The sequence below is a fragment of the Spartinivicinus marinus genome (assembly GCF_026309355.1).
GTDB classification, from domain to species: domain Bacteria; phylum Pseudomonadota; class Gammaproteobacteria; order Pseudomonadales; family Zooshikellaceae; genus Spartinivicinus; species Spartinivicinus marinus.
The window spans coordinates 1,344,671-1,359,369 of the sequence record NZ_JAPJZK010000001.1; the positions used below are offsets into that span (position 1 = coordinate 1,344,671).

Annotated in this window: 18 protein-coding genes; 5 read left to right on the plus strand and 13 right to left on the minus strand. The window is 40.1% G+C overall.

Features of this window, described 5'->3' with window-relative positions:
- The first annotated feature begins 90 nt into the window (after positions 1-90).
- Both istA and istB read left to right on the plus strand, forming a co-directional pair.
- Positions 91-1,293: an IS21 family transposase gene (istA, locus tag OQE68_RS06260; protein ID WP_180571876.1), complete on the plus strand. Its 1,203-nt coding sequence runs from the start codon at positions 91-93 to the stop codon at positions 1,291-1,293.
- Positions 1,271-2,050, plus strand: coding sequence for an IS21-like element helper ATPase IstB (istB, locus tag OQE68_RS06265; protein WP_180571877.1), 780 nt, complete (start codon positions 1,271-1,273; stop codon positions 2,048-2,050). Before istA ends, istB begins: the two co-directional genes overlap by 23 nt.
- 5 nt (positions 2,051-2,055) lie before the next feature.
- Here the strand turns inward: istB and OQE68_RS06270 are convergent, their stop codons facing one another.
- Genes OQE68_RS06270 through OQE68_RS06285 form a run of 4 tightly spaced genes read right to left on the minus strand, consistent with a single transcriptional unit; the run spans position 2,056 to position 5,152 of the window.
- On the minus strand, positions 2,056-3,066 hold the full coding sequence (locus tag OQE68_RS06270) for a DUF6708 domain-containing protein (RefSeq protein WP_180571907.1): 1,011 nt from the start codon (positions 3,064-3,066) through the stop codon (positions 2,056-2,058).
- Positions 3,059-3,976 (minus strand): hypothetical protein, encoded by a 918-nt coding sequence (locus tag OQE68_RS06275; RefSeq protein ID WP_180571906.1) that lies wholly within the window; start codon positions 3,974-3,976, stop codon positions 3,059-3,061. Before OQE68_RS06275 ends, OQE68_RS06270 begins: the two co-directional genes overlap by 8 nt.
- A complete protein-coding gene (locus OQE68_RS06280; protein WP_266195552.1) occupies positions 3,957-4,772 on the minus strand; it encodes a transposase in 816 nt (271 codons plus the stop codon). The genes OQE68_RS06275 and OQE68_RS06280 overlap by 20 nt, the downstream gene beginning before the upstream one ends.
- 32 nt (positions 4,773-4,804) lie before the next feature.
- Positions 4,805-5,152: a hypothetical protein gene (locus OQE68_RS06285; RefSeq protein WP_266195553.1), complete on the minus strand. Its 348-nt coding sequence runs from the start codon at positions 5,150-5,152 to the stop codon at positions 4,805-4,807.
- 698 nt (positions 5,153-5,850) lie between these two features.
- Between OQE68_RS06285 and rbp the strand changes: the two genes are divergently transcribed.
- Complete coding sequence (rbp, locus tag OQE68_RS06290; RefSeq protein WP_180571938.1) at positions 5,851-6,123, plus strand: RNA-binding regulator; 273 nt, start codon at positions 5,851-5,853, stop codon at positions 6,121-6,123.
- A 310-nt stretch (positions 6,124-6,433) separates the two neighbouring features.
- Here the strand turns inward: rbp and OQE68_RS06295 are convergent, their stop codons facing one another.
- Entirely contained in the window at positions 6,434-6,961 is a 528-nt protein-coding gene (locus OQE68_RS06295) for a transposase (protein WP_266195554.1), read from the minus strand.
- Positions 6,962-7,202: 241 nt separating this feature from the next.
- Between OQE68_RS06295 and OQE68_RS06300 the strand changes: the two genes are divergently transcribed.
- A complete protein-coding gene (locus OQE68_RS06300; RefSeq protein WP_266195417.1) occupies positions 7,203-8,603 on the plus strand; it encodes a transposase in 1,401 nt (466 codons plus the stop codon).
- A 65-nt stretch (positions 8,604-8,668) separates the two neighbouring features.
- Here OQE68_RS06300 and OQE68_RS06305 read toward each other — a convergent pair whose 3' ends face one another.
- From OQE68_RS06305 to OQE68_RS06320, 4 genes are all read right to left on the minus strand, one after another.
- Positions 8,669-9,115, minus strand: coding sequence for an IS110 family transposase (locus OQE68_RS06305; protein ID WP_266195555.1), 447 nt, complete (start codon positions 9,113-9,115; stop codon positions 8,669-8,671).
- A gap of 221 nt (positions 9,116-9,336) precedes the next feature.
- On the minus strand, positions 9,337-9,618 hold the full coding sequence (locus OQE68_RS06310) for a transposase (protein ID WP_266195556.1): 282 nt from the start codon (positions 9,616-9,618) through the stop codon (positions 9,337-9,339).
- Between the two features lie 156 nt (positions 9,619-9,774).
- Positions 9,775-10,371 (minus strand): uracil-DNA glycosylase family protein, encoded by a 597-nt coding sequence (locus OQE68_RS06315; RefSeq protein ID WP_180570649.1) that lies wholly within the window; start codon positions 10,369-10,371, stop codon positions 9,775-9,777.
- A 185-nt stretch (positions 10,372-10,556) separates the two neighbouring features.
- Positions 10,557-11,033, minus strand: coding sequence for a hypothetical protein (locus OQE68_RS06320; protein WP_180570650.1), 477 nt, complete (start codon positions 11,031-11,033; stop codon positions 10,557-10,559).
- A 397-nt stretch (positions 11,034-11,430) separates the two neighbouring features.
- Between OQE68_RS06320 and OQE68_RS06325 the strand changes: the two genes are divergently transcribed.
- Complete coding sequence (locus OQE68_RS06325) at positions 11,431-12,117, plus strand: substrate-binding periplasmic protein (protein ID WP_180570651.1); 687 nt, start codon at positions 11,431-11,433, stop codon at positions 12,115-12,117.
- A 126-nt stretch (positions 12,118-12,243) separates the two neighbouring features.
- On the opposite strand, the gene OQE68_RS06330 is transcribed toward OQE68_RS06325, so the two are convergent.
- From OQE68_RS06330 to OQE68_RS06345, 4 genes are all read right to left on the minus strand, one after another.
- Entirely contained in the window at positions 12,244-12,453 is a 210-nt protein-coding gene (locus tag OQE68_RS06330) for a hypothetical protein (RefSeq protein ID WP_180570652.1), read from the minus strand.
- A gap of 299 nt (positions 12,454-12,752) precedes the next feature.
- Complete coding sequence (locus tag OQE68_RS06335; protein WP_180570653.1) at positions 12,753-13,484, minus strand: cyclase family protein; 732 nt, start codon at positions 13,482-13,484, stop codon at positions 12,753-12,755.
- 66 nt (positions 13,485-13,550) lie between these two features.
- Complete coding sequence (locus OQE68_RS06340) at positions 13,551-14,192, minus strand: SMI1/KNR4 family protein (protein ID WP_180570654.1); 642 nt, start codon at positions 14,190-14,192, stop codon at positions 13,551-13,553.
- 193 nt (positions 14,193-14,385) lie between these two features.
- Positions 14,386-14,688 carry a hypothetical protein gene (locus tag OQE68_RS06345; protein ID WP_180570655.1) on the minus strand — a complete coding sequence of 101 codons (303 nt, stop codon included), beginning with the start codon at positions 14,686-14,688 and terminating at the stop codon, positions 14,386-14,388.
- Positions 14,689-14,699: the final 11 nt, after the last annotated feature.

Here is a 14,699-nt window from a genome sequence, read left to right on the forward strand (position 1 = left end):
GTGCTAAAAGTCCTATGATTGCCAAAATAAAATGTCCTCTCATTAAATCGACCATGCTGTTAGTGATATCACCAACACTGGAGTGTGGTCATGCTGTGCCAGGAGGACTATCACATGATAATCCACTTACATCGCCAAGGGATTTACCAAAAAGATATTGCTAAACGTGTAGGCTGTTGTGAAAGAACAGTAAGGCGGGTATTACAGCAAGGTGGATCGCCGCCATCAAAATCGCGCAAACCAAAACCCAGTAAACTCGATCCTTATAAGCCAACGATTGATCGTTTATTGCAAGAAGATGTCTGGAATGCAGTGGTTATTTTTCGTGAAATTGTAGCGCTAGGTTATGATGGCAGCACCAGTTTGTTGCGCGCTTATATTACACCGAAGCGACCATTACGAAAAACAAAAGCAACGGTACGATTTGAAACCCCACCAGGGAAGCAGTTGCAGCATGACTGGGGAGAAATCGAGACCCTCATTGCAGGTCAAGTAAAGAAAATTTATTTTTCAGTTAACACTTTAGGTTACTCCCGTCGTTTTTATTTTTGGGCAACAGAGTGTATGGATGCGGAGCATACACTAGAAAGCCTGATTCTCAGCTTCCAATGGTTTGGTGGCATTCCACAGGAAGTGCTTGTTGATAATCAAAAAGCCTTAGTATTAGCCCATAGCCCAGGTGGTCATGTCCGTTTTAACCCACGCTTTTTGGATATGGCCAGTCACTATGATTTTATGCCAAAAGCCTGTCGTCCAAGGCGCCCGCAAACCAAAGGCAAGGATGAACGGATGGTGGGGTATATTAAGCACCACTTTTTCCAGCGTTATCGCCAATTTGACAGCCTGGATCATTTAAATCAGCAGGCACAACAATGGTTGCAAACAGAAGCCGATCAGCGTATTCATGGCACCTACAAAGCGCCCGTGATGGAACGGTTTCACCAAGAGCAAACGGCGTTAATTCCCCTTCCTATGCAACGTTATGACACCAGTTACCGTGAAAGTCGCTTGGTCAATTGGGATGGCTACATTGATGTATCGGGTAATCGCTATAGCGTGCCGGACTCTGAAGTGGGTAAACAAGTCATCATTCGTATTAGCTTAGACGGTGAGTTACGTATTTATGATGGAGAAAATCATCAACTTCTGACGAGGCATTTACTGCAGCCGATACAGCAAGGATGGCAAACACAAGCAGATCATCATCGTGCTCTCTGGGCTCAATGTACCGTAGAGCAACGTAGTTTAGCCATTTATCAGGAGGTGATCGATGAACCTCTGCCAACTATTTGAACGACTCCGGTTTGAATATTTACCCCTACAGCTTGATAGTGTCTGTGAACAAGCCACACAACAAAGCCTTAATTTACAGGAGTTTTTAACCGAAGCATTGGAAGTGGAATGGGCAGGCCGTTATCAAAAAGGGCTAGAAGGACGGCTCACGCAGGCCCGATTACCATGGGTTAAGTCATTAGAGCAATTTGATTTTAGTTTTCAGCCCAGCATAGATAAAAAAGTGATTCGTCAATTAACCTCACTTCGTTTTATTGAGCAGGCTGAAAATGTCGTCCTACTTGGTCCTCCCGGTGTTGGTAAAACCCATTTAGCCATTGCCTTAGCGGTTAAAGCGGCTGAAGCAGGCCAGCGTGTGTTATTTCTTAGCTTTGAACAATTAATGACAAAACTCAAAAAAGCGGAATTAGAAAATAGGCTGGATCGTCAGTTACAACAATTAATTTACCCTCGGGTACTCGTGCTGGATGAAATTGGCTATTTACCATTAACTCATCAAGAAGCGAGCTTGCTGTTTCGCTTAATTGCCAGACGCTATGAAAAAGCCAGTATCATCCTGACGTCAAATAAAAGCTTTATTGACTGGGGTGATGTGCTAGGTGATCAAGTGATTGCAACAGCCATTTTAGATCGGCTTCTTCATCACTCAACGACAATCAATATTAAAGGAGAAAGCTATCGACTGAAAGATAAACGTAAAGCAGGCATATTAACAAAAGTAACAAATGCGACTAAATCAAAAGAAGAGGCATCATAATGGTGCTAAAAACCGGACATTTTAAATTGGCAAACAGCGGACTTTTTAAGTTGGCATTGACACCCCTGCTGATAATAGACTTCTACTGTAGTATTGGCCTCAACTAACTCAGCTGAAGGTTTAGCCCTCTGTTCTTCTGGGATGGGCTGCGACCATTGCTTAATTTCCGCTGGTATAACATCTTGTAGTTTAGTTTGCTGCCAGTCACTAAACCAATGGGCAAAGTAAGACCAATGTAACCAATCGCTAATGCGTTGTTTCCAATATTCCCACCCTTCTAAGACTTTCTTCTCTTTCCAGCGTCTACGGCTATCAATGTATTCCTCTAATGTATCTAGATTACTGGGGTCAGGACAAGCATCTGGCCCATCTTCCATAAAGCAACGGATACATTCCCACTGCATAATGCAGTTCAGTTCATCACCACACATGATTTCATAACGGCCAGTAAACCCTTGAGGATCACTTCGACTGGCCATAGTAATAGTGAGACTGGACTGAACATGGGTCATTTCATCCGTTAAAGTGCGTGAAGTACCCACCCAAGCATAAATGTGTTCCCAAGGAATAATAGTAAAACGAGTGTCACTCTCACCAAAAGGCAAAGCGACTTCTCGGCGTTGACGGTTAAAGCGTAGGTAAGGGCTTTTAATTAGTTTCCGATGAGCGTTCCAAGTGATTGGAATAATAAAAAATAAAGGCAACGATATTGTAAATAAAAAAATAGCAAAATAAAGGAGATAATTTATATTAGATGAAGTATTTGTCATATACATAATTAAAATTGCTACGACAGCGAAAGCCCAAGTTATTGAAATAGCCATTCCAAAGATTTCAAGAGCATAACGAAAACTTGCACCTCCAATATCAATATTGGAGGAATCTTTTTTCTTAATAAATCCAGAGGTATCAATTGCTTTATTATTGGTATTAACTGGCAAGGGAGATAGAATTATTAGCTGATTTAGCCTATCTTTAAAGGTCGTACCACCAGACATTTCTGAGCGGTTAATCATTAGTTTGCCCCATTGTTATATAGTCATCGGATATAGCAATAAGAGGATATTGTCCTTGTGTCGTTAATCGATCATTTTCTTCCATTTCTGTGACTGTGGTACCTTGGGTGCTATAACGGATAAATTGGTAAGCTTTATCCAACGGCTCTACTGCTATATCTGGTGTAACAGCAATAGTCCACTCTGTTCGTGATATTTTTTTCACTAAGTACGTTGGCCAATCATAGTCAATTCTTAACCCTTGTTCCAATACAGTAAAATCTGCAGTCTCTAATATTTCATCTGTTTTATTTATCCATTTTCCATCAACCAACACGATAATACATAGTGCTAAAGGGTGATATTGATGGATTTGTAAAACTTGAGCAAAACGGCTTGGTGTTATTCCAAAGCAACTTAGACAATGTTTTAAGTAGGTCTGAGTGGTTTTATAACTAAATTGGCCTGTTGCTTGTGATATATGCTGAATACCAGCCTTGACTTCAAGCCTTGGTCTTAACACAACTTCAGCTAGTTTTTGTTGAGTAGTAGGAAAGTCCCAGCTTCGATTGTCTATACCCCAAATAGAATGTTTAACCCATAATATTAGTTTACTTGGATTCAGCATTTCATAGGCTAATCCTCCTATAATTACAATTGCTGTGGCAACAATCATCCATAAGTTTAGTCTGGCTAAAACTGTTGCACGACTTGCCAGGGCCATGCACCAGCTGACATTGGGTTTTGTAATGACCTCTACAACAGCCTGTCTTATAATGTGCATTTGGCGACCAGATAGAAACACTAAAGCTGCATTACCTCCTATTTTAGCTATAGACGCAAACTTAGCCCCATTATTACCCTGTTCACTGGCTTTATTAAAATTCTCATATTCAATACTGTAGACACTTTTAAGCAGCAATAGCCCCATAGTCGCTCATCCGTTCATATACCTGAGCGACTTTTTGTGTACTTATGCTCAGACCTAACTCATCAAAAAGTTTTTTCATTAAATGTTGATTAAATTTTTTACGTTTCCAGGAGGCAATTGAAATAACCGTTTCATTATTGTTTCCTTTTAACTGCTGATCTTCTAGTTTCAATAAATTTAGTGCTGACAATGAAGCATTTAAATGTGTATGGATGGCTTCTTTTTTACGTGATTGACAATGGGTTAATCCTGTGTGCTGCTTAGCATCTCGGAATAGAAATTCAATTTGAAAGTGTGCTTTATAATAGTTAATGATTGTCATTGCATCCAGTTCTGTATCAGTCGAATAAAGTAATACTCTACTGGCTTGAGTATCTTGGACTTGCCTCAACATCACGACTTTAATAGCCCGCTTGAATTTCTTTGAATAAACCTTTTTTGTGTAGACTTCTACGCCATCTTGTAAGCAGCCCTCTTGATCAAAACGATGCAGTTCTTGTTTAAAATAAACCTTTCCATCATATTTTTTGGGACGTCCAAACCCGCTGTATGCACCTTCATAAAACCACTGTAAATCAGCGTCAATTCTGAGTTTGCCAACAAGTTTTAATTTCGCTTTAACCACAGGAGTGAAAAATTTTTCTTTACTATAGTAAGCATCGGCGACTAAATACTGAATGCCTTGTTCTAGAAGCTGGGGAGCCAACTCCACTACTTGTTCTGCATAGACTTCAACACGTGTTTTATTTTGTTGATCGATGGTTTGACGCACATCGTAAGTAAAAGCTGTATTCAATTTAAGATCAACCAACGCGAGAAGTGAAGCTTCTAAGCCCTGCTGGGATTGACTCGTTGAACCATTATAAAAGTAAAGTAGCCTAAGCCCTCAGTCTTCTTTCCTGACTTACTAATAAAGCTAGCATCAATAGCAGCTATACGTTCATTATCAGGGAGAGTAAGAGTTAATGCACCCCTATTAAACTGGGTAAAATCAAACTGACGCTTATACCAGCGGCTAAAACGCTTTTCATTCATTTGGCTATAACGACTCATGTTTCTAAAGGTCGCTTTGCCTTGAAAGACTACCAGCGTCGTCAATAAAGCAACAATAAATATTCGTTGAGGTTTATTAACATTGGACATTGAGCGTAAAACCGTTTCTACTATGCTTTCCAAAGATAGATTCCTGTGACAATTCGATTTCGACAACCGCATTCTCACAGTTTCTATTTTTGGTTCAATCCTACCATTTTAAGACCAAAAACTGTCTACAGTATTGTAACGTAAGACGTCGTGGGAAAAGTTTGCTTAATGACTTAGTGGAGTTATTAGTATAACTCCCCCAGGAATCCATATAGAGCCAATATGAAGAGTTTTTTCTGGGGATATGCTAAGTTCAGATTTTTTTATAGAATAAAATTGGGTAGGTATCTGAATATTATTAAATAATAGGGAATGTATTTTGTAGCTATTCTTAGTAAATATTGAGAAATATAAAGGTTTTTTATTGGTTTGTGTTTCGTAAGCTGTAATATTTATTTAGATTTATATTTGTTTTAATAATCTGGTGTTTTTAAGGCAGTTATTGTAAACTTTGATGAGTTTGCTGCCATATATGAAAGTTGGGTGAATTCAATGAAAGCTATTCTAGTTAAAACCTGTTACTCTTGATCTTTGACTATGTTCATTTGCGACTCTTGTCTTGATACGAACTAGCTAATATACCGCTAGCTTCTCTTACCCTAAGTCATTCAGCTGCAATACTTTGTTGTTCCATGAACCAGTCTACAATAGATATTCTCTATCAGGCAATTTGTGTGGTTGGTTGCTGGTAGAGTACTTTCTATCAACACACGTTAAAAAGTGAGACATCTATGAAAATGTACGTTGGCAACCTGTCATACTCTGTAACAGCCGATGATTTAAGAGAAGCCTTTTCAGCTTATGGTACTGTAGCAAGTGTGGACCTTATTACTGATCGCGACTCAGGTCAGTCTAAAGGGTTTGGTTTTGTTGAAATGGAGAATAACTCTGAAGCGGATGCAGCCATTAAAGGATTGAACGGAAGCTCTTTGCAAGGCCGAGCGATCAAAGTTAATCAAGCACAACCAAAATCAAACAGCCGTCCTCAGCGTAGAAGGTATTAATACCTTTATAACGTAATATTCTGGAAGTGAAAAGCTTAAGCTTTTTGCTTTCGGAGATAACTCTAGTCTCTATTCTTTTCTTGCATGTAAATACAAGTTTTTACTCTAGCTGGTTATTGGTTGAGCGCATTTTTCGTGTGAATTTGGTCACCAAGCACACACAAAATCCCACCCGGTAAGCCTTCCTAAGAAACACATGTTGTTACCAAACCAAATTCTTCGGCTTTTCTTTTTAAGTTCTTTATGACTCGTTCACGGTAGTTTTTTTCATACGAGTCAGCTCCTGGATCCTGATACTGCATGCCATATCTCATGGCATTATAAAAAAAATGGCAATTTTGCGTGCTGTTGCAGTGACCGCTTTCGCTTTACCAATCCGTGCTGAAAGTCTTCGATAGAAAGCGCCTAATGCGGTATTGTCAGTATTCGAGCGTCCGACTGTTGTTGCAGCTAACCTTAAGTGAGCGACAACCCGGTTATTACTTTTCCGTGAGTGGGCAGATAATATTTTTCCACCGCTGATTTTCGAGCCCGGACAGAGTGTTAACCAAGAAGTAAAATGTTTAGCGGTAGGCCATTTGCTCATATTTATCCCACACTCAGATATTAGGCGTAGCGAAAGGTAAGGACCAAGGCCATGAATTTGCGTAAGATCAGTCCCAACAAGATGATACAGGCTCTCACGAACATTAAAATTAAGCTGATTGGGTTGTTTAGTCCGATGCTTGGGTTTAGGTATGGGGGCATCAGGTTTTTTCTTATTGATTGATAAACGACGCAATACCCCTTCAATTTCAACATCACACTCATGTACCTGCTGTTGATAAGCATCGTACATAATGAGCGCTTGCCTCAGGGCAAAAATATGTTCTGATTGATAGTTACCTTCGAGAGCTGCCTGAATACTCGATTCCGAAGTTTTTAATGCTTGACTAGCACGATGAGAGAGATTCAGAAGACTGGACTACAGGTATTGCTCCATTTCTTCGCCTAGCAAAGAACGATCAACACGACACCTGCAGACCAGTGATGGTGTAGTATATCGCGCTTGTATTTCAATAGCGACTTGATGACGACTTGTGTTGATTACCCCTATTCCCCATGTGATAAAGTTTGTTCAAACTCTAAACGACACCTTGACTGTTTCTTTTCAATCTCCTGGATTAAGTCGTATCCAGTGTCGCTGGTTAACTATTATGCTGATGGGAATTGGTGTCACTGGTGTATTTTGCTGGGCTGTTTTTGAGCGGTGTAGCTTAGGAGCATTCAAGCAGGACCAATTACGTTGGATGTTTTACCATAGTAAAATTGCCTGGTCATTGTTGTTGCAAGCCAGTGTCCGACAAGTACTCAATCACTATCATATTACGAGAGGAGTACTCATTTTTGACGATAGTGATAAAGTCCGCTCCAAGAGAACACGACGTATTAAAGGTGTGCATAAAATAAAACATAAAAAATCCGGCGGCTATGTTCAAGGGCAAGAGCTAGTGTTTATGCTACTGGTGACACCTGTAGCTACCTTACCGATTGCTTTTCGCTTTTATACACCTGATCCAGCGTTAAGTGCTTGGCGTCAGAAAAATAAAGCCCTAAAGAGGCTGGGTATTCCTGGAAAAGAAAGACCCAAAAAACCTAAGCCCAACCCAGATTATCCGACCAAACAAGCTTTAGCACTTGAGATGGTTGAAGCATTTTCATTGTCATTTTCTGATATAAAGATTAATGCGGTCATTGCTGATGCACTGTATAGCACAGCAGAATTCATGGATAAGGCTTCCATTGCGACGGGTGGTGCTCAAGTGGTGAGTCAATTACGCTCCAATCAACTAATCCTTTCCCAAGGAAAAAAAGTACGACTTACACATTACTTTGCACGCCAAACAGGCGTCGATACCAAGTTAATTATCCGAGGCCAAAAAACACAGTCAATCACCATGCTGGCGGCTCGGGTTTATGTGAAAGCCCATGGTAAAAAGCGGTTTGTGGTTGCTTTGAAATATGAGGGAGAAAAAAATTATCGATATCTAGTGGCATCCGACATGTCCTGGCGGCATGGTGATATTGCTAGGGTTTATACATTGAGATGGTTAGTTGAGGTTTTCATTGAGGACTGGAAGCAACATGCTGGCTGGAACCGATTGGCCAAACAACAAGGCGAAGAAGGATCAACGCGAGGCGTGATCATGAGCCTGCTGTACGACCATATGTTACTGCTACATCCAGAGCAATCCGTCCGCCTTGAAAATAAGCAGCCCGGGCTTCCTGTTGGCTGTTTGACTGAGCGAATCAAAACAGAAGCCCTAATAAAAACTGTAGAAGCAGTTGTCACGGCTGATGAACCAAAACAGCAACTGAAAGCCTTTACCGCTGCAATAATCAGTGTGCTTCCTGAGCGCCGCTCGAAAAAGCATTTAGCGGGTTTAGATTTGGGCAAACAAGAGCCCACTGACTCATTAAAATACAGAGCGGCTGCATAAATAAATTAGCAGTTATGTCAACCTAAAAAAACTTCGGAATCGAGTGAATAGTCTCTTTACTGGATTTACAACGGGTATCTCTGAATATGTGCCGCCGCATAATCCAGCAGTCGTTCTCGAACTCGCAAATAAGTACGCAGTTCAACAATTAATTTTTCAGGGCGAAAGCTAGCTTTTAAAAGCCCACAAGCATGTAACCTCAGGATCCACTGAGCATCATTAACGTCGGTTTTGCGCCCAGGAACAGAGCGGGTATCGCGTGCATTTGATAAAATGACATCAATACCATGCTGCTCTAATATTTCGTAAACTGGTACCCAGTAAACGCCTGTAGACTCCATGGCAGCAGTTGTAATGCCATGCTCTAGTAACCAGTTGGCCATGTTCTGGATGTCATGGGTGAACGCTTTAAAAGTACGTACGGACTCACGGCTTCTGTCAGGAGGAAGTGCAAGAACATGAAAACTGGCGCCAATATCAATGCCCGCTGCATTAGAATTCAAAACCGGCAATGATTGAGCATGTTTTGATTTTTTACTCATAAACACCTCACTTAATTTATAAGTGCCGGATGGGGGCTCGGATTAAATCACTTTCCTACACGGGGTCTTAATTGCCACCAACATTGGGTCCGCAGATCCCCCTGGGTCAGGTTTTTTGACGGGATAAAAATCTCCAAAAGGCAGACGACCACTTTCCGGACAATTGTAGTATACCCGCCTCGTGTTTCTATTCAGATGGGAAAAAGCAGACTATGTGGGCAGTTTTTTAATATAGCTCGCTCTTCTTTCAGTCGAGCATTCTCTTTACGCAGCCTTTTTACCTCATCATATAAATGTTCTTCGTTTTTAGCAGCTTTGTTATCCTGCTTAGAGCGATGATATTTATCAATCCAGGTATGTATGACTTCTAATTCTCTGGCTGTTTGAGCAACCAGCTGATCTGATTCAACTACTAGCTTGACAGCTGATTCTTTAAACTCAGCTGTATAGTTTTTAGACTTCTTTTCAGACATTTGGACACACCTCTTAGTGGGGCCTAATATTACCCGTGTTCGTGTGTCCGGAAAACTATAGCCAGATTACGAGGAAGTGGCTTTGAAAACCACCTCACTAGAAGTGTAGTTAAAGATCGCTCTAATGGGGTAAGTCCGTTACCTCACAATAACTTTTTAGCTGCAAAAAACCTTTTGCACTTGCTCACGTAAACTGGGTACTACCTTTTCCTCAAACCACGGGTTTTTCCTTAGCCACAAAGTATTTCTGGGCGAGGGATGAGGTAATGGAAACAGGCTGGGTAAACATTGCTGCCAGTTTTTTACCCGCTCTGTTAGGGTTTTATAGTTATCCTGTAAATAATATTGCTGGGCGTATTGGCCAATTAATAGGGTTAGCCGAATCTCTGGCATTAGCTGTAATAATTGATGATGCCAGGTTGGTGCGCATTCAGGCCTGGGTGGTAAATCACCACTTTTTCCCTTTCCTGGGTAACAAAACCCCATTGGCATGATGGCTATTTTTTCTACATCATAAAAGGTGTCTCGATCCATCGTTAACCAGCTCCGCAATCGATCACCACTAGGATCATTCCAGGGAATTGACGTATTATGGACTTTAGTGCCTGGTGCTTGGCCAATTATCAGCAGCCTGGCAGTTTCACTTACCCTTAGTACCGGATTAGGCCCTAAGGGCAACTCCTCCTCACAGCGTCGACAGGCAGTTACTTGTTCAACTAGCTGAATAAGCTTAGGCGTAGACTTCTTAGACATGGCAGCGTAATCAATATTGTTTGGCTAGTAATATTGAAACACTGACCAGGATAATCCTGCAAATATTTTTTAGGAGGCTAGCTTTAAAGTAGTAAGCTATCCCCCTAAAAAAACATTTGCTTTGGCTACAAAAACAAACCCACACAGCCTTTTGAATTATTTATTTTTTGAGGTCAATTGGTGTTTCAACAAAAATAAGGTAGTTGAATCCAACCGGAGTCTGGGTCATTACCAAAGCAATCTAGTCCTGCAAATATTTCATACCGGTGGATTGCATTATGTCCACAATAACAAGGCCTACAACCTTCAGGAAAGCTCACTGCCTGCACCCACTCATGCTCTGTATCAGCGGCTAAAATTTGCTTCTCACTCACTATGTATTCATCTTCGTAGGTTATATGCGACCTATGTTCACAGTCAGTGACTGAACGGGTTTCACCTATATGGTCAGTTTCCGTATAAGTAACATTAACTTCTACTTCCTCAATGCCTCTTATTTTTAAGTAAACTTTATCAATTTTTACCTGTTCACTTTTGGTGGTAGCACGAATAATAACGTTAAAAGGTTCACTAATCTTTGGCTCTTCATATTCTGCTGATACCTCCGCAGCCCCCCCTGTCACCATATTAATTGCTGACTTCAGTTTGCCAAAAACACTCATGTTAGCCACCTCTCATTCCATTTTTCAAGAAAGCATATTGTTATTAACCAGCTTTCACTATAGTATGCTTTACAAATAACAGTGGCCCATGAGTCAAGTTAGCATTTAGCACTCGTATAATTTTTATTTATTTAACAAAGCATTAATAAAAGTCTCTCATTAACAATAGCTAATATCTTTTTGTCTTATAGCTACCCTACAGCTAATAACAGCTAATTAACAATTCACTATTATTAGCGCCTATACTCAATACAAGAGCCAATTCTACGGCTAGCTTCACTAATCACTGGCATAAGCGTTTTATTCTTTAGTTATTATGAACCCACACATATTATTTTTATGTTTTTTAATAGTCAGTTTTAATACTGTAGCAAAAGAGTTAAAATTGGCACTGGGAATGGTTGATTACCCGCCCTATTATTTTCAAGACGACCAAAACAGCATACGTGGTATTTCTGCTGAAGTCGCCCAGGTTCTTGCTAAACAGTTAGGCCATAAGTTGGTATATAAACGCTATCCTTTTGGACGTGTAGTATTATATCTACAAACAGGAAAAGCTGACATGGTTTGTCAATTTTTCAATACGCCCGACAGGGCCAAAGCGGCAATCTACACAGGTGTTCCCCATGTATTTGAATCCGCGTGGATGTTTATTAAAAAGGGTAATAAAATAAGCTATCAAAAAGATTTAAAACAGCTGCAAAATTATCGTTTTGGTGGTGTAATTGGTTATTCATTTGGCAAAGCCTATGACACTGCCGACTATTTGAATAAACAACATGCGGTGAGTGAGCAGGAGCAGATTAAAATGCTGTTAGCAGGCAGGTTTGATATTGCGTTAGGCACCAAGCAAACTATTATCTATCACGCAAAGAAAATGCAAATTCTTGATCAAATTGAGTTTTTAACGCCAACATTGGCTGACTCTCCTGTATATATGGCATTTTCACGAGCAAGAAATGACGCCTATGAGTTAGCTACAACATTTACAGAGGCGCTGGTTGAATATAAGAAAACTGCCGAATATCGACAGCTACTAAAGAAATATCATTTTGAATATCCTACGTTTGACTCAACTAATTAAGCATTTTATTTTGAAACCTAAAAATGATTCATGATAGGTATAATACTCAACAAAATGCCTATACAGCTTTCAGTAGATATTGTCTGTTATAAAAAAGCTTCACTATTGAAGTGAAGCTTATAACACTTAAAAATACACCGTTTCACTAATACAAAGATCGTGATCGCATCTTGGGCAATTTGATTTTATTTTTAGATCTGATTGATTGGTTGCAGGAATTAATTCATCTTGATCCAAATTTTGATACTCTTCAGTATCAACAAAATCGAAACGCGTTTTACATTCTGGACAATTCACCCAAAGTTGAATATTCCACTCTGCTGCTACCGCTATCATCTGCTCCCCCTACAATATACCCTTCTCGAATAATTTTTAGAGCTTATTTTCACCGCTCGATGGTCGCCCCTAAAAAAATTCACTTTGGCTATACCACTTGGCAAGTGGTACATAGACTACTAGAACACACCCAATATGTTGGATATAACCCTCCGTGCATTGGATATAATTAAAGCGTCCTTATTTCAAAAATTTTACGTTATAGAGTTGCCAGTTGTTATTGGCATCACATAAATAACTAAAAACAAATCCATAATCAAGCAGTCGTATAATTTTTTTAATTTAAAGGTGCAGATCGTTCAAAATATCGCCGTTACGGCAACTGGGCTACCACTACCACCCACTAATTTTAATAATCCAATCATCAGCATAATATCAGTAGCGGGTAATTGATTTAGGTTGGTCAGGTTTTCTACAGCAAGCTTTTGATTAGATAGCAAGGCTTGATTAATACCAAAGTGGTTATCATGAGGAGAATCTAGCCCATGGGTGTCAATTCCTATGCCCGCTATATTTCGCTGATGGATTAAAAATTCGGCGGCTTGCTGTGAAATGCTGGGAAACTGAGCAATTTCTTCAACAACATTAAAGTATTTTTCGGGGTCCAGCCAATACTCCGACCAGCCCGTCAAAACCAATACAATCTCCCCTTCACTAATAGGGCGATGGTGCTGTTCCCAGCGTAAAATATCGCCAACGGTTAGTTGATATGTTTCCTCTAGTTTTACTGATTCACTGATATCAATACAAACTGCTGATACTAACCAATGACTGCGGTTCATTGACGCTATATCTGCTGCTTGTTTAGTAAAACTCAGTGCTGAGTTTACATGCGTTCCACTGTGCTCACCCATGGTAAAGCTTCGTAAAAAATAGCCTTCTGCTAAGTAGTCAGCCACCTGGCTAAACTCAATCTTAGGATCACCAGGCCATAGAGGGATATTGGAATCAATGGAATGACTTAAATCAATTTGTTGGCGCTCAAGTAATTGGTTAATCCAAGTAGTAGAATGAGATGCTTTTTCAGTCACCACAGCGCCCCTTGAAGTCAATTTCTACAGCTCTGACTAACCATACAGATTAGGCATAAGCGTGAGTTATTTATGTTTTTTTACCACGCTTAAAATATCATCTTCTTTAACAACCTGATATAGTCCCTGCTCTAAGCCATCAGCGTATTTTTTTAATAATTCACTAAATGAACCGGCCAATAACTCACGACATAGAGGCTCTTTACTGTCGATAAACACTTGTCCAGGTTTACCTGTTGTGGTTGGGTTTAGGTCAATAAACACTTCATAGAGACCTGGATCAGCAGCAATGGGAATCCAATTAGAGTCATAAAATACGGGTTGTACTTCTGGGCATTGTTCAGCCAATTGTTGCAAAGCCTGGTCATCTTCCAAGTCTTCAACACAAACGATCAATTGATTGCGATAAGCGACTATTTCTTCTGTGGGTAATAAATCACCATGAAATGGCATAATGCCACAGACTAATGGCACCTCATCTTCTTGCTTCGCCTCTATCGAGCCAGGATCACAACTTAAGCTACCTTCACCATCGTGAATGGCTAAAAAAACTTTATAGTCTTCTGGCAATTTCAAGCCAATGACTGACTCCAGCTCATTAATTGCCGCATTACTGGCCCCTTCACCCAGGCTTGCTAAAAAAGCAGGTTCATTTTGTTTAAACCAGCTTTCAATGCGCCGCCATTGTTCCTCAACAAATGCTGTCATTGTGCTCCTATCACTACCTGGTTACACACTTTAAGATTACAGCTAGTTACAAGGTTACAGCTAACTATTGGCTGTTGAAGCGTGCACCAGCCAATAACACAACAATAAATACTAAAAGATGCAGTAACATATTTTGTACTGCATCTTTTAGTGTAGTGCCCAACACCAATTTACTACAAAAAATGGTATAAAGTTACTCACCTTCACCAATAGGTTCTTTAGAAGTAGATAAAAAGCCTCTGCCTTGGGCAAAATAGATGTAGACAGGCTTTTCATTACGCAGCACATCTAAAATGTTTTCAAACATGGCTGATGGCAAGTGCATGTAAATGATATCACCACGCTGGTAATCATTTTCATACTCCATACCCGCATCATTAAACCGTAAAAATGCTTTGGTTTTACCATCATTACCATATAAAGCAATTTGAGCCCGATTAGTCTGATAACCCTCTGGACCACCGTAAAATAAAATGTGGTAGCTTTTGACTTCCATTGTCGTCCCCT